Annotated in this window: 21 protein-coding genes and 1 tRNA gene; 5 read left to right on the top strand and 17 right to left on the bottom strand. The window is 66.0% G+C overall.

Translation table 11 applies throughout. The features are described 5' to 3' along the window. Positions 1 to 6: 6 nt before the first annotated feature. The 16 genes from nuoH to tsaD form a co-directional block, all read right to left on the bottom strand. Positions 7 to 1083: an NADH-quinone oxidoreductase subunit NuoH gene (gene nuoH / locus C6P61_RS08325; protein ID WP_105729469.1), complete on the bottom strand. Its 1077-nt coding sequence runs from the start codon at positions 1081 to 1083 to the stop codon at positions 7 to 9. Further along, positions 1080 to 3203 (bottom strand): NADH-quinone oxidoreductase subunit NuoG, encoded by a 2124-nt coding sequence (gene nuoG / locus C6P61_RS08320; protein WP_105729468.1) that lies wholly within the window; start codon positions 3201 to 3203, stop codon positions 1080 to 1082. Before nuoG ends, nuoH begins: the two co-directional genes overlap by 4 nt. A 12-nt stretch (positions 3204 to 3215) precedes the next feature. Then, a complete protein-coding gene (gene nuoF / locus C6P61_RS08315) occupies positions 3216 to 4568 on the bottom strand; it encodes an NADH-quinone oxidoreductase subunit NuoF (RefSeq protein ID WP_105729467.1) in 1353 nt (450 codons plus the stop codon). After that, positions 4565 to 5089, bottom strand: a complete 525-nt coding sequence (nuoE, locus tag C6P61_RS08310; protein WP_105729466.1) for an NADH-quinone oxidoreductase subunit NuoE — start codon at positions 5087 to 5089, stop codon at positions 4565 to 4567. Before nuoE ends, nuoF begins: the two co-directional genes overlap by 4 nt. Next, positions 5086 to 6339, bottom strand: coding sequence for an NADH-quinone oxidoreductase subunit D (locus C6P61_RS08305; RefSeq protein WP_105729465.1), 1254 nt, complete (start codon positions 6337 to 6339; stop codon positions 5086 to 5088). Before C6P61_RS08305 ends, nuoE begins: the two co-directional genes overlap by 4 nt. A 26-nt stretch (positions 6340 to 6365) precedes the next feature. Next, complete coding sequence (locus tag C6P61_RS08300) at positions 6366 to 6989, bottom strand: NADH-quinone oxidoreductase subunit C (RefSeq protein WP_105729464.1); 624 nt, start codon at positions 6987 to 6989, stop codon at positions 6366 to 6368. Between the two features lie 19 nt (positions 6990 to 7008). After that, positions 7009 to 7488: a NuoB/complex I 20 kDa subunit family protein gene (locus C6P61_RS08295; protein WP_105729463.1), complete on the bottom strand. Its 480-nt coding sequence runs from the start codon at positions 7486 to 7488 to the stop codon at positions 7009 to 7011. 25 nt (positions 7489 to 7513) lie between these two features. Continuing rightward, the gene (locus tag C6P61_RS08290) at positions 7514 to 7873 is read right to left on the bottom strand and encodes an NADH-quinone oxidoreductase subunit A (RefSeq protein ID WP_105729462.1); all 360 of its coding nucleotides are present in this window, start codon (positions 7871 to 7873) and stop codon (positions 7514 to 7516) included. A 40-nt stretch (positions 7874 to 7913) separates the two neighbouring features. After that, a tRNA-Leu gene (locus C6P61_RS08285) sits at positions 7914 to 7998 on the bottom strand. Between the two features lie 125 nt (positions 7999 to 8123). Continuing rightward, positions 8124 to 8459 carry a preprotein translocase subunit SecG gene (gene secG, locus C6P61_RS08280; protein WP_105729461.1) on the bottom strand — a complete coding sequence of 112 codons (336 nt, stop codon included), beginning with the start codon at positions 8457 to 8459 and terminating at the stop codon, positions 8124 to 8126. A gap of 11 nt (positions 8460 to 8470) precedes the next feature. Further along, on the bottom strand, positions 8471 to 9241 hold the full coding sequence (gene tpiA / locus C6P61_RS08275; RefSeq protein WP_105729460.1) for a triose-phosphate isomerase: 771 nt from the start codon (positions 9239 to 9241) through the stop codon (positions 8471 to 8473). A gap of 28 nt (positions 9242 to 9269) precedes the next feature. Then, the gene (locus C6P61_RS08270) at positions 9270 to 10265 is read right to left on the bottom strand and encodes an NAD(P)H-quinone oxidoreductase (protein WP_105729459.1); all 996 of its coding nucleotides are present in this window, start codon (positions 10263 to 10265) and stop codon (positions 9270 to 9272) included. Between the two features lie 7 nt (positions 10266 to 10272). After that, a complete protein-coding gene (gene pnp / locus C6P61_RS08265) occupies positions 10273 to 12402 on the bottom strand; it encodes a polyribonucleotide nucleotidyltransferase (RefSeq protein WP_105729458.1) in 2130 nt (709 codons plus the stop codon). Positions 12403 to 12625: 223 nt separating this feature from the next. Next, positions 12626 to 12892, bottom strand: coding sequence for a 30S ribosomal protein S15 (gene rpsO / locus C6P61_RS08260; protein WP_105729457.1), 267 nt, complete (start codon positions 12890 to 12892; stop codon positions 12626 to 12628). A 130-nt stretch (positions 12893 to 13022) separates the two neighbouring features. Next, complete coding sequence (locus C6P61_RS08255; RefSeq protein WP_105729456.1) at positions 13023 to 14342, bottom strand: branched-chain amino acid ABC transporter substrate-binding protein; 1320 nt, start codon at positions 14340 to 14342, stop codon at positions 13023 to 13025. 68 nt (positions 14343 to 14410) lie between these two features. Next, positions 14411 to 15454, bottom strand: coding sequence for a tRNA (adenosine(37)-N6)-threonylcarbamoyltransferase complex transferase subunit TsaD (tsaD, locus tag C6P61_RS08250; RefSeq protein ID WP_105729455.1), 1044 nt, complete (start codon positions 15452 to 15454; stop codon positions 14411 to 14413). Between the two features lie 82 nt (positions 15455 to 15536). On the opposite strand from tsaD, the gene C6P61_RS08245 reads away from it, so the two are divergent. From C6P61_RS08245 to C6P61_RS08225, 5 genes are all read left to right on the top strand, one after another. Beyond that, positions 15537 to 16550 carry a nitrate- and nitrite sensing domain-containing protein gene (locus C6P61_RS08245; RefSeq protein ID WP_105729454.1) on the top strand — a complete coding sequence of 338 codons (1014 nt, stop codon included), beginning with the start codon at positions 15537 to 15539 and terminating at the stop codon, positions 16548 to 16550. Continuing rightward, positions 16547 to 17170: an ANTAR domain-containing response regulator gene (locus C6P61_RS08240; RefSeq protein WP_105729453.1), complete on the top strand. Its 624-nt coding sequence runs from the start codon at positions 16547 to 16549 to the stop codon at positions 17168 to 17170. The genes C6P61_RS08245 and C6P61_RS08240 overlap by 4 nt, the downstream gene beginning before the upstream one ends. A 183-nt stretch (positions 17171 to 17353) precedes the next feature. Further along, complete coding sequence (locus C6P61_RS08235; RefSeq protein ID WP_105729452.1) at positions 17354 to 18598, top strand: CmpA/NrtA family ABC transporter substrate-binding protein; 1245 nt, start codon at positions 17354 to 17356, stop codon at positions 18596 to 18598. A 25-nt stretch (positions 18599 to 18623) separates the two neighbouring features. Next, complete coding sequence (gene ntrB / locus C6P61_RS08230; protein ID WP_105729451.1) at positions 18624 to 19553, top strand: nitrate ABC transporter permease; 930 nt, start codon at positions 18624 to 18626, stop codon at positions 19551 to 19553. A 20-nt stretch (positions 19554 to 19573) separates the two neighbouring features. Further along, positions 19574 to 20380, top strand: a complete 807-nt coding sequence (locus C6P61_RS08225) for an ABC transporter ATP-binding protein (RefSeq protein WP_105729450.1) — start codon at positions 19574 to 19576, stop codon at positions 20378 to 20380. Between the two features lie 22 nt (positions 20381 to 20402). Here the strand turns inward: C6P61_RS08225 and C6P61_RS08220 are convergent, their stop codons facing one another. After that, positions 20403 to 21035, bottom strand: coding sequence for a TetR family transcriptional regulator (locus C6P61_RS08220; protein WP_105729449.1), 633 nt, complete (start codon positions 21033 to 21035; stop codon positions 20403 to 20405). Positions 21036 to 21089 lie beyond the last annotated feature (54 nt).

Here is a 21089-nt window from a genome sequence, read left to right as displayed (position 1 = left end):
CCCCAATTACTTCCAGATATTCCAGGAAGACTGCATCAGGAAGCCGACCAGCAGCAACCAGACCAGGGTCACGGGAATGAAGATCTTCCAGCCCAGACGCATGATCTGGTCGTAGCGGTAGCGCGGGAAGGTGGCGCGAATCCAGATGAAGGCCGACATGATCAGGAAGGACTTGAGGCCCAGCCAGATCCAGCCCGGGATGAAGTCGAGCGCGGAGATCGGCGACAGCCAGCCACCCAGGAACATCAGCACGGCCAGCATCGAGATCAGCCACATGCTGGCGTATTCGGCCAGGAAGAAGATCGCGAAGCCCATGCCCGAGTACTCGACCATGTGACCGGCGACGATCTCAGCCTCGCCCTCGACCACGTCGAACGGGTGACGGTTGGTTTCAGCCACGCCCGAGATCAGGTAGACGAAGAACACCGGCAGCAGCGGCAGCCAGTTCCAGGACAGGAAGTTCACGCCGTTGTCGGCCGCGAAGCCGCGCGCCTGCGAGGCGACGATCTCGGCCAGGTTCAGGCTGCCGGCCGTCATGACGACGATCAGGAAGCAGAAACCGATCGCGATCTCGTAGCTCACCATCTGGGCCGAGGCGCGCAGCGCACCCAGGAAGGCGTACTTGGAGTTCGATGCCCAGCCGGCGATGATGACGCCGTAGACCTCGATCGAGGTGATCGCGAGGATCACCAGCAGACCGGCGTTGACATTGGCCAGCACCGCTTCGGGGCCGAACGGCACCACCACCCAGGCGGCCAGCGCCGGCATGATGGCCATGACCGGACCGAGGCGGAACAGGCCCTTGGCGGCAGCCGTCGGGTTGATCAGTTCCTTGGACAGCAGCTTGACCGCGTCGGCGATCGGCTGCAGCAGGCCCTTGGGGCCGACCCGGTTCGGGCCGATACGGACCTGCATGAAACTGAGCAGCTTGCGCTCCCACAGCGTCATGTAGGCCACGGCGCCCATCAGCGGAGCCAGCACGGCGACGATCTTGAGCAAGATCCACAGGACCGGCCAGGCCATCGTGGCCCACCATTGAGCGGCGACCAGGTTCAGGCCGCCGTTGTACAGAGCATCGATCATGCGCTCACCTCCGAGGCAGCAAGGGCGTCAGCCGTCAGTTGCAGGGAACCGGCGCGACGCACCAGCGCGTCCAGTTGGTAAATCGACGCCACGCAAGGCTTGGCCGCGGCAGTGGCGGTGTCGATCGCGGCGCTGGTCCGGTTGGACAGGCGCGCAGCCGACACAAACTCGCCGTGCGCGACGCCAGGCAGCACCTGGGCCAGCATGTCCTGCGAGGACTCCTGGGCGAAACCACCCAGGCCGAGCAGGTTGCCCAGCACGCGCAGCACCTTCCAGGCCGGACGGGTCTCGGCCAGCGGCTTGACCACGGCATGGAAGCTCTGCAGGCGGCCTTCGGCGTTGACGAAGCTGCCCGAGGTCTCGCTGAACGGCGCGATCGGCAACAGCACGTCGCTGATGTCGAGGTTGGTCTTGAACGGACTCAGCGTGACGACCATCTCGGCGTTGGCCAGGGCCTTGCCGTCGATGGCGGTATCCGCGCCGGGTTCGACATTGAGCAGCAGCGCAGCCTTGACGCCACCGGCCAGCATCTGGCCGGCGTTGAGACCGCCCTGCCCCGGCAACGCACGCACCAGCTGGGCGCCAACGGTGTTGGCGGCCTCGGTCAGGTAGCCGAAGCTGGCACCGGTTTCCTGGGCAATCCACTGCGCCAGGGCCAGCAGGCTGGAAGCCTGGGCATGGTGCGCAGCGGCGTTGCCGAGCAACACGGCCTTCTTGTCGCCGCCAATCAGCGAAGCCGCGATGGCGCGGGCCGCGTCGTCGGCCTGGGCCGCGACCGGAGCCGCCACGCTCTTGAATTCAGCCACGGCGGCTGCGATGCCAGCCAGGGCCTGGGTCCAGCTGGTGGCATCGGCCACCAGGGTGTTGGCGACCGGCAGCGCCCAGTCCTGCACCGATTCGTTCAGCGCATTGACCTGGGCACCCTTGCGGGCGGCCTGGCGAATGCGTTGGGCAAACAGCGGGTGATCCTTGCGCAGGTTCGAGCCGACCACCAGCACGCGCTGCAGGTCGCTCAAGGCGGCGATCGGCAGGCCGAGCCAGCGCGCTTCACCATCAGCGGCAGCGTTGTCGAAATCGGCGGCACGCAGGCGGCTGTCAATGTTCTGGCTGCCGAGGCCGCGCACCAAGGCGCCGGCCAGGGCCAGTTCCTCGACCGTGCTGTGCGGGCTGGCCAGCAGGCCGATGGCCTGGGCGCCCTGCTCGGCCTTGATGGTCTTGAGGCCATTGGCGACATATTCGAGCGCGGTCTGCCAGTCGACCGACTTCCACTGGCCGCCCTGCTTGATCATCGGCTGGGTCAGGCGCTCGGCACCGTTGAGCGCCTCGTAGGAGAAGCGGTCGCGGTCGGCAATCCAGCATTCGTTGATATCCTCGTTCTCGAACGGGACGACACGCATGACCTGGTTGTTCTTGACCTGGACGATCAGGTTGGCGCCGGCCGAGTCGTGCGGGCTGACGCTCTTGCGCCGGCCCAGCTCCCAGCTGCGGGCGTTGTAGCGGAACGGCTTGCTGGTCAGCGCGCCGACCGGGCAGATGTCGATCATGTTGCCCGACAGCTCGGAGTCGACGGACTGGCCGACGAAGGTCTCGATCTCGGCGTGCTCGCCGCGATGCGACATGCCGAGCTCCATCACGCCGGCAATTTCCTGGCCGAAGCGCACGCAGCGGGTGCACTGGATGCAGCGGCTCATCTCCTGCATCGAGACCAGCGGGCCGACGTCCTTCGGCATCACGACGCGCTTTTCTTCCTCGTAGCGCGAGGCACCGCCGCCGTAGCCGACCGCGATGTCCTGCAGCTGGCATTCACCGCCCTGGTCGCAGATCGGGCAATCCAGCGGGTGGTTGATCAGCAGGAACTCCATGACCGACTGCTGGGCCTTGATGGCCTTGTCGGACTTGGTGCGCACGACCATGCCCATCGTGACGGGCGTGGCGCAGGCCGGCATGGCCTTGGGCGCCTTTTCGACGTCAACCAGGCACATGCGACAGCTGGCCGCGATGGAGAGTTTCTTGTGATAGCAGAAGTGCGGGATATAGGTACCCACCTTTTCGGCTGCATGCATGACCATGCTGCCGGGGGGTACTTGCACTTTCTTGCCGTCGAGTTCGATTTCAACCATGGTTCAAAGACCTCAGACGTATGCCGGGACCGCGCAGGTCTTGTGTTCGATATGGTGCTCGAACTCGTGCCGGAAATGTTTGATCATGCCGCGCACCGGCATCGCCGCTGCGTCGCCCAGGGCGCAGATGGTGCGCCCCATGATGTTCTCGGCCACGTTGTCGAGCAGCGCCAGATCGCTGGGTTTGCCCTCGCCGCGTTCGATGCGGTCGACCATGCGCCAGAGCCAGCCCGTGCCTTCGCGGCAAGGCGTGCACTGGCCGCAGGACTCGTGCATGTAGAAGTAGGACAGACGCTGCAGCGACTTGACCATGCAGCGCGTGTCGTCGATCACGATCACTGCGCCCGAGCCCAGCATCGAGCCGGCCTTGGCAATGGAGTCGTAGTCCATCGTGCAGTTCATGATGATGTCGGCCGGCAGCACCGGCGACGAGGAGCCGCCCGGGATCACGGCCTTGAGCTTGCGGCCCTGGCGCACGCCACCGGCGAGCTCGAGCAGCTTGGCAAACGGAGTGCCGAGCGGGATCTCGTAGTTGCCCGGACGCTCGACGTCACCGCTGACCGAGAAGATCTTGGTGCCGCCGTTGTTGGGCTTGCCGCACTCGAGGTAGGCCAGGCCGCCGTTGCGGATGATCCAGGGCACCGCCGCGAAGGTCTCGGTGTTGTTGATGGTGGTCGGCTTGCCGTAGAGGCCGAAGCTGGCCGGGAACGGCGGCTTGAAGCGCGGCTGGCCCTTCTTGCCTTCGAGCGACTCAAGCAGCGCGGTTTCCTCGCCGCAGATGTAGGCGCCAAAACCGTGGGCGGCGTGCAGCTGGAAGCTGAAGCTGCTGCCCATGATGTTGTCACCCAGGTAGCCGGCAGCGCGGGCTTCCTCGAGGGCCGCCTCGAAGCGCTCGTAGACCTCGAAGATCTCGCCGTGGATGTAGTTGTAGCCGAGCGGAATGCCCATCGCGTAGGCGGCGATGATCATGCCCTCGATCACGATATGCGGGTTGTGCATCAGGATCTCGCGATCCTTGCAGGTACCCGGCTCGCCTTCGTCCGAGTTGCAGACCAGGTGCTTGACACCCGGGAACTGGCGCGGCATGAAGCTCCACTTCAGGCCGGTCGGGAAACCGGCGCCGCCACGGCCGCGCAGGCCGGATTCCTTGACGGTCGCGATGACCTGGTCCTGGCTCAGGCCTTCGCTGCCGTCCTGGCCCAGGATCTTGCGCAGCGCGCTGTAGCCGCCACGGGCTTCGTAGTCCTTGATCGACCAGTTCTTGCCGTCCAGGCCCGCATAGATCTGCGGGTTGATGTGGCGGTCGTGGAAGCAGGTCTCAACGCCGGAAGCGGCGAATTGTTGCAGCACTTGATTGGCGTTCATGCCTTGCCCTCCGCGGCGCGCAGGTCGTCGATCAGCTGGTCGAGCCGGCTGTTGCTCATGAAGCTGCACATGTGGCGGTCGTTGACCAGCATCACCGGCGAGTCGGCGCAGGCGCCCAGGCACTCGGACTGCTGCAGCGTGAACAGGCCGTCGGCCGAGGTCTCGCCCATCTGGATGCCGAGCTTGTGCTCGAGATGGGCCAGCGCCTTCTGGCCGTCGCGCAGCACGCAAGGCAGGTTGGTGCAGACGTTGAGCTTGTACTTGCCCACCGGCCGCTGGTTGTACATGTTGTAGAAGGTCGTGACCTCATGCACGGCCATCGCCGGCATGCCGAGATATTCGGCGATGCCCTGCTCGGCCTCGGGGCTGAGCCAGCCCTGTTCCTGCTGGACGATGGACAGGATGGCCATGACGGCCGACTGCTTCTGTTCGGCCGGGTACTTGGCCACTTCGCGTGCGAAACGGGACAGAGTCGCTTCGGAGAAGGACTGCGCCTGCACGCCTTGCTTGATGGAGCTCATCGGTCAATTTCTCCAAACACGATATCCATGGTGCCGATGATGGCGACCGCGTCGGCCAGCATGTGACCCCTGGCCATCTCGTCGAGACCGGCCAGGTGGGCAAAGCCCGGGGCGCGGATCTTGAGTCGATACGGCTTGTTGGCGCCGTCGCTGACCAGGTAGATGCCGAACTCGCCCTTCGGGTGCTCGACGGCGGCGTAGGCCTCGCCCTCGGGGACGTGGAAGCCTTCGGTGAAGAGCTTGAAATGGTGGATCAGCTCCTCCATGTTCGACTTCATCGCTTCGCGCGAAGGCGGTGCCACCTTGTGGTTGTCGGTGATGACCGGGCCCGGGTTGGCACGCAGCCAGTCGACGCACTGCTTGATGATGCGGTTCGACTGCTTGAGCTCTTCCATCCGGACCAGGTAGCGGTCGTAGGTGTCGCCGGTCTTGCCGACCGGGATGTCGAACTCGACCTTGTCGTAGGCGTCGTAGGGCTGCTTCTTGCGCAGGTCCCAGGCAAAGCCGGAGCCACGCAGCATCGGGCCGGTCAGGCCCATGTTGAGCGCGCGCTCGGGCTCGACCACGCCGATGCCGACCGTACGCTGCTTCCAGATCCGGTTGTCGGTCAGCAGGGTGTGGTATTCGGCCAGGTAGGTCGGGAAGCGCTGGGTGAAGTCGTCGATGAAGTCGAGCAGCGAACCCTGACGGTTCGTGTTCATCTCGGCCATGGCACGCGCGTTGCGGATCTTGCTGTGCTTGTACTGCGGCATGCTGTCGGGCAGGTCGCGGTAGACGCCGCCCGGACGGAAATAGGCCGCGTGCATGCGCGCACCCGAGACCGCCTCGTACATGTCGAACAGATCCTCGCGCTCGCGGAAGGCGTAGATCAGGATGGTCGAGCTGCCGATGTCGTTGCCGTGCGAGCCCAGCCACATCAGGTGGTTGAGCATGCGGGTGATCTCGCTGAACATCACGCGGATGTACTGGGCGCGGATCGGCACGTCGATGCCGAGCAGCTTCTCGATTGCCAGGCAGTAGGCGTGCTCGTTGCACATCATCGACACGTAATCCAGTCGGTCCATGTAGGGCAGCGACTGGATGAAGGTCTTGGTTTCGGCCAGCTTTTCGGTGGCACGGTGCAGCAGGCCGATATGCGGGTCGGCGCGTTGCACCACTTCGCCGTCGAGCTCGAGCACGAGGCGCAGCACGCCGTGCGCGGCCGGGTGCTGCGGACCGAAGTTGAGGGTGTAGTTCTTGATTTCAGCCATGATTTCGCCTAAGGGGCATCAGCCCTTCAGTGCAGGCCCCCGTAGTTGTCTTCGCGGATGATGCGCGGCGTGACTTCACGCGCCTCGATGGAAACCGGCTCATAGACCACGCGACGGCGCTCGGCGTCGTAACGCATCTCGACATGGCCGGTGACCGGGAAGTCCTTGCGGAAGGGGTGGCCAATGAAGCCGTAGTCGGTCAGGATGCGGCGCAGGTCCTCGTGACCTTCGAACACGATGCCGTAGAGGTCGAAGGCCTCGCGCTCGTACCAGTTGGCGACCGACCAGAGCGGGCACAGCGTGGCGACGACCGGGAAGTCGTCGTCGGCGCAGAACACCCGCACGCGCAGGCGCTGGTTGAGCTCGACCGACAGCAGATGCACGACGACCGCGAAGCGCTGGCCTTCCCAGGCGCCGTCACGGTAGGCAGAATAGTCGAGGCCGCAGATGTCGAGCAGCTGGTCGAAGCGGCAGCCCGGCGCATCGCGCAGCAGCTGCATGGCGTCAAAGTAGTCGGCGGGAGCGACTTCAACGGTGACTTCACCGTGCTCGAGCTTGGTTTTCTTGATCTTGTCGCCGAGCACCTCGGCGACGGTTTGCTGCAGCGCCTCAGGGGCGATCGCCACAGCTTGTGCGGTTGCGTTCGTCATCGGGGATGGTCTCCGGCGCTCAAGCGCGCGCAATGGTGTTGGTGCGGCGGATCTTGTTCTGCAGCTGGATGATGCCGTAGATCAGCGCTTCGGCCGTCGGCGGGCAGCCGGGCACGTAGACGTCAACCGGAACGATGCGGTCGCAGCCACGCACCACCGAATAACTGTAGTGGTAGTAGCCGCCGCCGTTGGCACAGGAACCCATCGACAGGACCCAGCGCGGCTCGGCCATCTGGTCGTAGACCTTGCGCAGCGCAGGCGCCATCTTGTTGCAAAGGGTACCGGCCACGATCATGAGGTCGGACTGACGCGGACTGGCACGGAAGACTTCGGCGCCGAAACGGGCGATGTCATAACGTGCCGTGGCCGCGTGCATCATCTCGACCGCGCAACAGGCCAGACCAAAGGTCATGGGCCAGAGCGAACCGGTTTTGGCCCAGTTCACCACCGAGTCGTAACTGGTGGTGATGAAACCTTCCTTGAAGACGCCTTCGATCATTTGTACTCCTGAGCGCTAGCGCGCTTCATTCCCAGTCCAGCGCACCGATCTTCCAGGCGTAGACAAAGCCCACCACCAGGTCGATCAGGAACACGACGCCGGTCCAGAAACCGGTCGAACCGATGTCGGTCAAGGCGACCGCCCATGGGATCAGGAACGCGATTTCCAGGTCGAACAGTATGAAGAGGATGGCGACCAGGTAGTAGCGCACATCGAACTTCATGCGGGCGTCTTCGAAAGCCTCGAAGCCGCATTCGTAAGGGGAGTTTTTCGCCGCATCAGGGCGATTGGGGCCTAGTATGTAGCCCAGGACTTGCGGCAGCACACCCACCGCAAGACCGACCAAAACAAACAAGAGTACCGGAAGGTATTGTGCTATGTCCATTTGCTTGTTCCGCGGACGCATTGCGCATCCATTGAATTTTTGGTGCCGACGGCGAGACTCGAACTCGCACAGCTTTCGCCACTACCCCCTCAAGATAGCGTGTCTACCAATTTCACCACGTCGGCTATTGTCTTGATACAACTTATTGCAAATACCGGGGTACTGCGCTGCACCAATCCGTGTATTCTAGCTGGAAAAAACCGCTTTTCCGGCCAGCCCGCAGCTTTTTATGCAGCGGGCGTTTTCGGCATTACTGGCCCGGAATCTGGCCTGCGGCCGGCTGGGTCGGCGCTGCCGGTGCGGTGACGGGAGCAGCGCTCTCGAGCACGCTGCCGCTGCTGGCCGGCTTGGAGTGGCCAAAGTAGGCCAGCGCCAGCGTGCAGACAAAGAACACGGTCGCCAGCACGCCGGTGCTGCGCGACAGGAAGTTGGCGCCACCGGTGGCGCCAAACAGGCTGGCCGAGCCGCCGCCGCCGAAGGCGGCACCGGCATCGGCGCCCTTGCCGTGCTGCATCAGGATCAGGCCGATCATGGCCAGCGCAGACACAATTTGAAGGATCAGAAGCAGGTTGAAGAGAATGGTCATGATCTGGGACTTCAGATGACAGCCGCCGCAAGCGGACAGCTGGCAATGATGGAGAGGAATTCGTCGGCCTTGAGCGAGGCACCGCCGATCAGGCCGCCGTCGATGTCAGGCTGGCTCAGCAGTTCGGCGGCATTGGCCGCGTTCATGCTGCCGCCATAGAGGATGCGGTTGCGGCTGGAATGCGCCGACGCCGCCTTGAGCTGGGAGCGCAGCACCGCATGCACCGCCTGCGCCTGTTCGGGCGTCGCGGTGCGGCCGGTGCCGATGGCCCAGACCGGCTCGTAGGCCACCACGATCTCGCTGGCGCAATGGCCGACCGCGTGGATCACGGCCGACAGCTGGCGCTTGACCACGAACTCGGTGCGGCCGGCTTCGCGGTCAGCCAGCGTCTCGCCGACGCAGACGATCGGCGTGATGCCGGCAGCCAGCGCGCGCTGCGCCTTCTGCGCCACCAGATCATCGTTTTCGCCATGGTATTGGCGACGCTCCGAATGACCGAGGATCACATAGCGGCAGGCGAAGTCGCGCAGCATCGCAGCAGCAACCTCGCCGGTGTAGGCACCCGAGTCGTGCGCCGAGCAATCCTGGGCACCCCAGCCGAGCGCCGTACCCTGCAGCAGGGTCTGCAGCTGCGCCAGATAGGGCGAGCTGGCACAGAGGGCGACATCGGCCACGGCGATCGCGTCGTCGTTGAGTCCGGCCAGCAGGGCCTGCAGCAGTCCGGCGTTGGTCGCCAGGCTGCCGTTCATCTTCCAGTTACCGACAATCAGTTTCTTCGTCATGCGTGAGAAGGACAGTTGGGTTGCGGGTTCAGGCGGGCGCCCAGTCGAGCAGGAGCTTGCCGATATGCTGGTTGGACTCCATCAGCGTGTGCGCCTGTGCGGCCTGCGCCGCCGGGAACACCTGATGGATCACGGGCTTGATCTGGCCGGACTCGATCAGCGGCCAGACCACATGGCGCAGCGAGCGCGCGATCGCGGCCTTGAAGGCCAGCGGGCGCGGACGCAGCGTGGAGCCGGTCACCGTCAGGCGCCGACGCAGCACCTTGCCGGCATTGATCTCGGCCTTGGCGCCGCCTTGCACCGCGATGATGACCAGGCGGCCGTCCTCGGCCAGGCAGTCGATCTCGCGCGCCACATAGGAGCCGGCCACCATGTCGAGGATGACATCAACGCCGCGCCCACCCGTGATACGGGCGACCTCGGCGACGAAGTCCTGCGACTTGTAGTCGATCGCATGATCGGCGCCCAGCGCGAGGCAGGCCTGCGCCTTGTCGGCGCTACCCACCGTCACGATGACCTGGGCGCCGCGCGCCTTGGCCAGCTGGATCGCGGTGACGCCAATGCCGCTCGAACCGCCCTGCACCAGCAGGGTCTCGCCGGGCTGCAGTTGGCCGCGCTCGAAGACATTGCTCCAGACCGTAAAGAAGGTCTCGGGCAGTCCCGCGGCCTCCAGCTCGGTCCAGCCCTTGGGTACTGGCAGGCATTGCGCCACCGGAGCGACGCAGTATTCGGCATAGCCGCCGCCAGCGACCAGCGCGCAGACGCTGTCGCCGAGGTGCAAGCCCTCGGCCGCCAGCGCCGCCGCGTCGCCCTCGACGATCACGCCGGCCACTTCGAGGCCGGGGATGTCGGAGGCGCCTGGCGGCACCGGATAGTTGCCGGTGCGCTGCAGCACGTCGGGACGGTTGACGCCCGAGGCGCTGACGCGGATCAGCAGCTCGCCCGCGCCCGGAACCGGACGCTCGCGCTGCACGAGCTTGAGCACCTCGGGGGCGCCAGGGGTCGTGATCTCGACGGCCTGCATGGCTGGCTTACTGCTGTTGCTGTTGTTGCTGCTGGAACGCTTCTTCGCGATCGATCAGCGCCTTCATCGACAGCTTGACGCGACCCTTCTCGTCGGTCTCGAGCACCTTGACCTTGACGATCTGGCCTTCGGTCAGGAAGTCGGTGACCTTCTCGACGCGCTGGTGCGCGATCTGGCTGATGTGCAGCAGGCCGTCCTTGCCCGGCAGCAGGTTGATCAGGGCACCGAAGTCCAGGATCTTGGTGACCGGGCCTTCGTAGACCTTGCCGACTTCGACTTCGGCGGTGATCTGCTCGATGCGGCGCTTGGCCTCGTCGGCCTTGGCCGACTCGGTGGCGGCGATGGTGATGGTGCCGTCTTCCTCGATATTGATCTGGCAGCCGGTCTCTTCGGTCAGCGCGCGGATGGTGGCGCCGCCCTTGCCGATCACGTCACGGATCTTCTCGGGGTTGATCTTCATGGTGAACAGCTTGGGCGCGAAGTCGGAGACTTCGGTCTTGGCTTCGCCCATGGCGCTTTGCATCTTGTCGAGGATGTGCAGGCGTGCTTCCTTGGCCTGGGCCAGCGCGACCTGCATGATTTCCTTGGTGATGCCCTGGATCTTGATGTCCATCTGCAGGGCGGTCACGCCAGCGGTGGTGCCGGCGACCTTGAAGTCCATGTCGCCGAGGTGGTCCTCGTCACCCAGGATGTCGGTCAGCACCGCGAAGCGGTTGCCGTCCTTGATCAGGCCCATGGCGATGCCGGCCACATGGGCCTTCATCGGCACGCCGGCATCCATCAGCGCCAGGCAGCCGCCGCAGACCGAAGCCATCGACGAGGAGCCGTTGGACTCGGTGATCTCGGACACCACGCGCAGGGTGTAGGGGAACTCTTCCTTGCTCGGCAGCGCGGCGACCAGGGCGCGCTTGGCCAGACGGCCGTGACCGATCTCGCGGCGCTTGGGGCTGCCGACGCGACCGGTTTCGCCGGTGGCGAAGGGAGGCATGTTGTAGTGCAGCATGAAGCGGTCTTCGAACTCGCCGGCCAGCGCGTCGATGCGCTGGGCGTCGCGGTCGGTACCCAGGGTCGCGACGACCAGGGCTTGCGTTTCGCCACGGGTGAACAGGGCCGAGCCGTGGGTGCGCGGCAGCACGCTGCTGCGGATCTCGATCGGACGCACGGTGCGGGTGTCGCGACCGTCGATGCGCGGCTCGCCGGCCAGGATCTGGCCGCGCACGATGCGCGCTTCGATGTCGAACAGCAGGCCTTCGACCTTGACGCCGTCGAACTCGACGCCGTCGGCCTTCAGGCCGACCATGACGTCGGCGTAGGCGCTGCGGCAGGCCTGGGTACGGGCCTGCTTGTTGCGGATCTGGTAGGCAGCGGCCAGCTTGTCGGCGCCCAGGGCCTCGACCTTGGCGATCAGCGCTTCGTCGCGCGCCGGGGCCTGCCAGCTCCATTCCGGCTTGCCAGCTTCGCGCACCAGGTCGTTGATCGCGGCGACGGCAATGTTGCCCTGCTCGTGACCGAACACGATGGCGGCCAGCATCAGGTCCTCGGACAACTGCTGCGCCTCGGACTCGACCATCAGCACGGCGGCTTCGGTGCCGGCGACGATCAGGTCCATCTGGCTGTTCTTGCGCGCGGTCTGGCCCGGGTTGAGCACGAACTCGCCGTTGACATAACCGACGCGGGCGGCGCCGATCGGGCCGTTGAACGGGATACCGGAGACCGACAGCGCAGCGCTGGTGGCGATCATGGCGGCGATGTCGGCATCGACTTCAGGGTTCAGCGACAGGGTGTGGATCACGACCTGCACTTCGTTGAAGAAGCCTTCCGGGAACAGCGGGCGGATCGGACGGTCGATCAGGCGGCTGGTCAGGGTCTCGAACTCGGACGGACGGCCTTCGCGCTTGAAGAAGCTGCCCGGGATCTTGCCGGCGGCGTACGACTTCTCGAGGTAGTCGACGGTCAGCGGGAAGAAGTCCTGGCCGGCCTTGGCATCGGACTTGGCGACCACGGTGGCCAGCACGACGGTGCCGTCCATGTCGAGCAGCACGGCGCCGCTGGACTGACGGGCGATCTCGCCGGTTTCCATGCGGACGGTGTTCTGACCCCATTGGAAGGTCTTGGTGACTTTGTTGAACAGGCTCATAGATTTCCTAGGATGTTGTGCGCTAAAGGGCAGCGCACGGTGCCTGGAGTCAGGCCATCAGAACACGATGCCATTCCAGCGCAGACCCAGTGCAGGGGCCTCGTTGGAATGACACAGCTTCGCTCTGAAAGGGCAAAACTCCGGTTTTTCGGGGTTTAGAAAGCGCAAAACGCCTGAGTGGCCAAGCAACCCAGGCGTTTCGGTCAGCAAGACAGCGTCAAGTTTACTTGCGCAGGCCCAGCTTCTGGATCAGGGCGACGTAACGCGAAGCGTCCTTGGCCTTCAGGTAGTCCAGCAGCTTGCGGCGGCGGCTGACCATCTTGAGCAGACCGCGACGGCCATGGTGGTCCTTGGCGTGGGTCTTGAAGTGCGGCATCAGTTCGTTGATGCGCGCGGTCATGATGGCGACCTGGACTTCCGGGCTACCAGTGTCGGTGGCGCTGCGGGCGTTGGCGGCAATGACTTGCGCCTTGTTTTCGAAAGAGATCATCGGGTGTCCTTATATGACTTGCATCCCGCCGCAGCCCCCTCTTCGGGGCAGCCGCAACGGGCGTGAAACCACTCGCCGAAATGGCGGGGGTCGTTGATTATAGCGCGGCGCCGGCCGGCTGGCCAGGGGTTCAGGGCCGTACCATGCGGCAGCTGTGGGCGTGCGAGGCGGCCTCGGCGTTGAGCTGGTGCACGACGCGGAAACCATAGCCCGAGCCCTCGACATCAAACGGCACGCCTCGTGAGCCCTTGCGGTCCATGATCGCGACCATCAGCGGCTGCTGGGCCTGGTGGTCGCCGGCACGCATCTGCAGCCGCTGGCCGGCCAGGCTGACATCGGCCTGCTCAAGGGCACGCGCGACGGCCAGCGCGGCCGGTACGACCGACCCGCCCTGCCCAGCTCCCTGGGCAGCGGCGCGCTCGAGCGCCTGCGCCAGCGCCTCGATCATCAGCTGCATGCGCAGGTGCACGTAATCGTCCTCGGGCTTGGGGAAGCGCTGGCGGAATGCCTGGTAGAAGGCCTTGCCGGCCTGGCCCGGCGCGTTCGGGAACCATTCGGCCACTGCCAGCACCTGGCCGACGCCGGCCTCGCCGATCGCCGCCGGCGCGCCGAGCGCGTTGCCGTAGAAGGTGTAGAACTTGCCCTCGTAGCCGACTTCGCGCGCGGCCTTGACCAGCAGCGTGAGGTCATTGCCCCAGTTGCCGGTGATGACGGCCTGGGCGCCGCTGGCCTTGATCTTGGTCGCGTAGGGCAGGAAGTCCTTGACGCGCGCCATCGGATGCAGTTCCTCGCCGACGATCTTCACGTCGGGGCGGCGCATCGACAACTGGCGCTTGGCCTCGCGCAGCACCGACTGGCCGAAGCTGTAGTCCTGGCCGATCAGGTAGACGCTGGCGACCTGGCGATCGTTCTTCAGCACGTCCATCAGCGCGGCCATGCGCATGTCGGCATGGGCATCGAAGCGGAAATGCCAGAAGCTGCAGCGCTCGTTGGTCAGCGCCGGATCGACCGCCGAATAGTTCAGGAACAGCACCTGCTGCGCCGGATTGCGCTCGTTGTGCTTGGCGATCGCATCGATCAACGCGCCAGCGACTGCAGAAGAATTGCCCTGGGCGACGATGCGGATGCCGGCATCGATGGCCGAGCGCAGGGCGGCCAGCGCTTCCTCGATCTGGCCCTTGCTGTCGTAGCGCTCGATCGCCAGCGGCGCCCGGCCACCAGCGAGCTTGATGCCGCCGCGCGCGTTGACCCGCTCGGTGGCCAGCACCAGGTTGCGGTGCACGGCCTCGCCGGTGTTGGCGATCGGGCCCGACAGGCTTTCGATCAGCGCAATACGGATCGGTGCCTGGGCCGGGCTGGCGGCCAGTGCCGGCAGCGCCGCGGCGCCCAGCAGACTGGCCAGCGCCAGCAGCGAATGACGGCGGTTGAACGAGCTCGTGCGAAGGTTCATGATTTCTCCAGTGAAAAGCCGCATCCCGGCTGAGCCGCGGGCCCGCCGGATGCAGGAAGCGGACGATTTCAGGTCGGCGGCGACAGCTCGGCCAGCGGCCAGCGCGGGCGAACGTCGAAGGCATAACCGGTACCGGCCGCATCGGTCAGGCCGGCCTGGACCCGCATGCCGGCGGCCAGCGCGATCATGGCACCGTTGTCGGTGCACAGGTGCAGCTCGGGGTAGTGCACGCGCCAGCCGCGCTTGACACAGGCCAGATTGAGTTGCTCGCGCAAGCTGGCATTGGCGCCGACGCCACCGGCCACGACCAGGCGTTTCAGGCCCGACTGCTTGAGCGCGGCGACGGATTTCTTGACCAGCACCTCGACGATGGCGGCCTGGGTCGAGGCCGCCAGGTCGGCCTTGCGCGCGGCCAGCTCATCGCCGAGCTTCTTGGCCTGGGTCAGCACGGCGGTCTTGAGCCCGGCAAACGAGAAGTCGAGGTCGCCGCTGTGCAGCAGCGGGCGCGGCAGCTTGAAGGCTTCGGGGTCGCCCTGCTGGGCCAGGCGCGACAGCGCGGGACCGCCGGGGTAGCCCAGGCCGAGCAGCTTGGCCGACTTGTCGAAGGCCTCGCCGGCCGCGTCGTCGATGGTCTCGCCGAGCAACTCGTAGCGGCCGACACCGTCGACGCGCATGAGCTGGGTATGGCCGCCCGAGACCAGCAGCGCGATGAAGGGAAATTCGGGCGGATCGATGCTCAGGAAGGGCGACAGCAGATGGCCTTCGAGGTGGTGCACACCGAGCGTGGGCTTATTCAAAGCCGCCGCGATCGCACAGGCGACGCCAGCGCCGACCAGCAGCGCGCCGGCCAGACCCGGGCCGCGAGTGTAGGCCACCAGATCGACCGCGTCGAGCGCCAGCCCGGCCTGCTGCAGGGCGGCTTCGGTCAGCGGCAGCACGCGGCGAATATGGTCGCGACTGGCGAGTTCGGGCACCACGCCGCCGTAGGCCTGGTGCATCTCGATCTGGCTGTGCAGCGCGTGGCCGAGCAGGCGCGGCACGGCGCTGCCGCTGGCATCGACCAGCGCCACGCCGGTTTCGTCGCAAGAGGATTCGATTCCGAGGATCAACATGGGGCGAGTGTAAGCGCGTCGCAATGGCGCGGAACTTGCTTGATGAAACCGACAGTTTTGTCGCAATCGGGGGGGAGCAAGCATGAGGCAAGAGACCGGGTATCTGGCGCCCCTGCGCCAGCAGACAGCCAACGCACTGGAGTGGCCGCTGTCATGCATCGAACTGGTGCAGCGCTGCACCGATTTGATCGACGAACTGCAGCGCGAGCGCGGCCTGGGCCAGCTGCTGCTGAGCAGCGTGGGCGAAAGCTACGCGGCGGCCTTGCGCGAACAGTTGCGCCTGAGCGACGAAGCCGAACAGGCGCTGCGCCGCCAGTTGCTGCGACTCGCTGCCCTGCCACCGACGGCGGACCCGGGCCAGGTCGAGCTAGCGCGGCTCGGCCTGGCGCTGCTGAATTCGCCCGGCCTGGCCGACCTGCTGCCGATGCGGCGCTGCCTGCTGCTGCTGCGCTGCACCCGCGAGCAGATGTTCGACGCCTACTGCGCCTTGCTGGCGCAACTGCTCGAGTTGGTCGAGGCCGCGGCCCAGGCCCTGCCCGAACCCGCTCTGACTCAAGAGCTCACCACCTTGCTGCAGCTGATGTGGGGCAAGGAATACAGCGGTCAGGAGCGCGCCAGCGGTGCCGGCCTGTACGCCTCGGGCCGTCACGATGCGCGGGTCTGGCAGCGCATCGTCCAGTTGATCGATGCCCAGCATCGCTGCGCCTCGGCCTTCATCAGCCGCGCCCGACCCGGCGCGCGCAAGCGCCTCAGTGACTCGCTGCAGCACGAGACCCAGGCCGAACTCGAGCGGCTGCGCCAGCAGCTGGCCGACAGCCCGGACCAGGCGCCGCTGGGGCAGGGAATGGGCGAGCTCTGGTTTCGCAGCTGCAGCCGGCGCATGAACGAGTTGCGCGAGGTCGAGCGCCACCTGCTGCAGGAAATGCAGCAGGAGCTGACACAACGGCAGGCCTACGCCGTCACGAGCACGCCTGCCGCTGCGCCACGCACGACCCGGCTGGCGCCCGGCACGGTCGAGACGGTGCTGCGCACGGCCACAGCCTGGCTGGCGGCGGCCAGCCCTGGCAACGCCACGCAGAGCGGTACGCCGGCATGAGCGAATCGCTGCGCATTGTCGTCGTGGCACCCGACCTCAGCGTCGCTGACGACGATCCGCAGGCACTGCAACAGGCCGAGCGCTCGCGTGCGCTGCGCATCGGCCTGCTGGAAAACGGCTACAACCTGATCGCGGTGCTGCCGGCCGACCCGTTCCTGACCGAGCGACTGGCGCAGCTGCGCCCCGATCTGGTGATCGTCGATGCCGAGAGCGAGGCGCGCGATGCGCTCGAGCATGTGGTGATGGCCACGCGCGAGGCGCCGCGCCCGATCGTGCTGTTCACCAACGACAGCGATACCTCGCATGTGCGCGACGCGGTGGCGGCCGGTGTCACGGCCTATATCGTCGCCGGGCTCGAGACCGCGCGCATACGCCCCATTCTGGACGTCGCGCTGGCGCGCTTCGAGCATGAGCAGACCTTGCGCGCCGAGCTCGACAGCGCGCGCACCGAGCTCAAGGAGCGCAAGACGATCGAGCGGGCCAAGGGCCTGCTGATGCAGCGCCAGGGCCTGAGCGAGCCCGAGGCCTATGCCCGCCTGCGCAAGACCGCGATGGACAAGGGCCTGCGGCTGTACGAGGTCGCGCAGCGCATGCTCGACGTGATCGACCTGCTGGGCTGAAAGCTGGCACGCATCCTGCTTCACTGATTGCAAGACCAAGGAAGGTCGACGGATCGACGGCACCCAAGGGCGGGTGCAACAGATCCAAACCGGACAAAGACGTCCCCATCTGCAGCCATGGCCTCTGGCCGACTGCAGCATGAGGACGTCTTTTTTGTTTTTCTTGTCTACAGGAGTGTTGCCATGATCCACCTCGCCAACCACCCGCTGAGCCGCCGCACCGTGCTGCAAGCCGCCACCGTGGGGGCTGCGGGCATCTCGCCCGCACTGCGCGCCTTGGTGCACGCCGCCGGCTCCGATGCACCAGAAAAGAAGGAAGTGCGCATCGGCTTCATTCCGCTGACCGACTGCGCCAGCGTGGTGATGGCCAGCGTGCTGGGCTTCGACCAGAAGCACGGGGTCAAGATCATCCCGACCAAGGAATCGAGCTGGGCCGGCGTGCGTGACAAGCTGGTCAACGGCGAGCTCGACTTCGCCCATGTGCTGTACGGCCTGATCTACGGCGTGCACCTGGGGCTCGGCGGCCCGAAGAAGGACATGGCGGTACTGATGAACCTGAACCAGAACGGCCAGGCCATCACGCTGAGCAAGAAGCTGGCCGACAAGGGTGCCGTCAACGGCGCCGGCCTGGCCAAGCTGATGGCGGCCGAACCGCGCGAATACACCTTCGCCCAGACCTTCCCGACCGGCACCCACGCGATGTGGCTCTACTACTGGATGGCCGCGCATGGCATCGACCCGATCAAGGGCGCCAAGGTCATCACGGTGCCGCCGCCGCAGATGGTCGCCAACATGCGCATCGGCAACATGGACGGCTTCTGTGTCGGCGAGCCCTGGAACCACCGCGCCATCATCGACGGCATCGGTGTCACGGCAGCCACCAGCCAGGAGATCTGGAAGGACCACCCCGAGAAGGTGCTCGGCACGACCGGCGATTTCGTCAAGAAGTACCCCAATACCGCGCGCGCGGTGACCGCCGCCATCATCGAGGCCGGCCAGTGGATCGATGCCAGCCTGTCGAACAAGACGCGCATGGCCGAGACCATTGCCGACAAGAGCTATGTCAACACCAGCGTGGACGCGATCAACCAGCGCATCCTGGGTCGCTACCAGAACGGCATGGGCAAGTCCTGGGACGATCCGAACCACATGAAGTTCTACAACGAGGGCGCGGCCAACTTCCCCTACCTGAGCGACGGCATGTGGTTCCTGACCCAGCACAAGCGCTGGGGCCTGCTCAAGGACCATCCCGACTACCTGGGCGTGGCCAAGCAGATCAACCAGGTCGAGCTCTACAAGCAGGCCGCGACCGCCGCCAAGGCTGCGCTGCCCAAGAGCGAGCTGCGCAGCAGCAAGCTGATCGACGGCGTGGTCTGGGACGGCAAGAACCCCAAGCAGTACGCCGATTCCTTCAAGATCAAGGCCTGAAAGCCGCCCACCGAGGAGCATCACCATGGTCAGCGCAGTCTTCCATTCCCCGCTCGAGGCTTCGGCCGCTTCGACCGCCTCCCCCTCCAGCCTGCCCGGCACCCTTGCGGCGGTGACGGCCGCGCCGGCACCGGTCCGCGCCGAGCCCAAGCCGGGGCGCGACTGGCGCGGCCACGGACGCAGCCTGGCGCTCGCGGTGCTGCCACCCCTGTTCGGCCTGGGCCTGCTGGTGCTGGTCTGGATGCTGGTGGCGCAGTCCACCGGCAGCGGCATCCCGGGTCCGCTCGAGACCTGGCGCCAGGCGGTCGAGCTGTTCAGCGATCCGTTCTACCGCAAGGGTCCGAACGACCAGGGCGTGGGCTGGAACCTGCTGGCCTCGCTGGAGCGGGTCGCGCTGGGCTTTGGCCTGGCGGCGGCGGTCGGCATCCCGGCCGGCTTCGCGCTCGGGCGCTCGGTGCTGCTGGGCCGGATGTTCAACCCGCTGATCAGCCTGCTGCGTCCGGTCTCGCCGCTGGCCTGGCTGCCGATCGGCCTGCTGGTGTTCAAGGGCGCCAATCCGGCCGCGATCTGGACCATCTTCATCTGCTCGATCTGGCCGATGATCATCAACACCGCGGTCGGCGTGCAGCGCGTGCCGCAGGACTACCTGAACGTGGCGCGCGTGCTCAACCTGTCGGAGTGGAAGATCCTGACCACCATCCTGCTGCCCTCGGTGCTGCCCTATATGCTGACCGGCGTGCGGCTGGCGGTGGGCACGGCCTGGCTGGTGATCGTCGCGGCCGAGATGCTGACCGGCGGCGTCGGCATCGGCTTCTGGGTCTGGGACGAGTGGAACAACCTCAACGTCAAGAACATCATCATCGCCATCTTCGTGATCGGTATCGTCGGCCTGCTGCTCGAAGCGGCGCTGATCAAGCTGGCCAGCGCCTTCAGCTACGAGGACGTCAAGTCCTGACCCCCCTAGGAGCCTCCACCATGAACAATGACGCCAAATTCATCGACATCAGCGGCGTGGCGCAGACCTTCAAGACTGCCAAGGGCCTGTTTCCGGCGCTGCGCGACATCGACCTGCAGATCGCCAAGGGCGAGTTCGTCGCGCTGATCGGGCATTCGGGCTGCGGCAAGTCGACGCTGCTGAACCTGATCGCCGGCCTGACCACGCCGACCGAGGGCGGCCTGCTGTGCGCCAACAAGGAGATCAAGGGTCCGGGACCCGAGCGCGCGATGGTGTTCCAGAACCATTCGCTGCTGCCCTGGCTGAGCTGTTTCGACAACGTCTACCTCGGCGTCGAACGCGTCTTTGGCAAGACCGAGAAGAAGGAGCAGCTCAAAAGCCGCACCGCCGCCGCACTCGAACTGGTGAGCCTGGGACACGCGGCGCACAAGCGCCCGGGCGAGATCTCGGGCGGCATGAAGCAGCGCGTCGGCATCGCGCGCGCGCTGGCGATGGAGCCGCAGGTGCTGCTGATGGACGAGCCCTTCGGCGCGCTCGACGCGCTGACGCGCGCCCGGCTGCAGGACGAGCTGCTCGAGATCGTCGCGCGCACCCGCAGCACCGTGGTGATGGTCACGCACGATGTCGACGAGGCGGTACTGCTGTCCGACAAGATCGTGATGATGACCAACGGCCCGGCCGCGACCATCGGCGAGGTGCTGCCGGTGCCGCTGCCGCGGCCGCGCAACCGGGTCGCGCTGGCCGACGACCCGGACTACCAGCGCTGCCGCAAGGCCGTGATCGACTTCCTCTACACGCGCCAGGGCCATGTCGAGAAGGCGGCCTGAGGCAGCCGAGGCGGGTTGAGGCTCAGCCGGCCAGCGCCGGCAGCAGCCCCCATCCGCTCAGATAGGCCCGGACCGAGGCCTCGGCCGTGGCCTCGAGCTCGAAGGTCTCGGGCGCCAGCAGCCAGGTATGGATCAGCCCGACCAGCAGGGCATAGAGTCCCTGCGCAAGCGTGGCCACCGGCAGCGGCAGCGACAGCGCGCGCTGGACCAGGGCCTCTTGCAGGCTGCGCTCCATCTGGCTCACGTTGTCGGCCTGCACGCGCCGATGGCGCGCCCGCACCGCCATCAGTTCATCGACATATTCGACCTTGAGCGTGGCGACCTCGAACACGCGACGGGTGCGCTCGTCATGCGCGATGCGGTGCATGGCGTCGGCGATCGAGCGCCGCAGCTCGGCCAGCGGATCCTGGCCCGGCTCATGCCCGACCTGCTGCAGCGCCTGCTCCATCGGCAAGGTGGTGCGCTCCATCATGGCGTTGAACAAGTCGGCCTTGTTCTTGAAATGCCAGTAGATCGCACCCCGGCTGGCGCCGGCCGCCAGCGCGATGTCGTTGAGCGAGGTACGCGACACCCCTTTTTCGGCGAACAGGCACTCGGCCGCATCGAGCAGCTGGTGTCGGGTCTCGAGGGCATCGGCTTTGGTGCGGCGGGCCATGGGGTGAGGTCACTTTCGATCGGGTTTCAGGAACAGCCAGCTGGCCTTATACAT

It is taken from the genome of Malikia spinosa, from assembly GCF_002980625.1.
Classification (GTDB): Bacteria; Pseudomonadota; Gammaproteobacteria; order Burkholderiales; family Burkholderiaceae_C; genus Malikia; species Malikia spinosa.
Note: the sequence above shows the minus strand (reverse complement) of the source record. Positions and strands in the feature narration are given on the sequence as shown.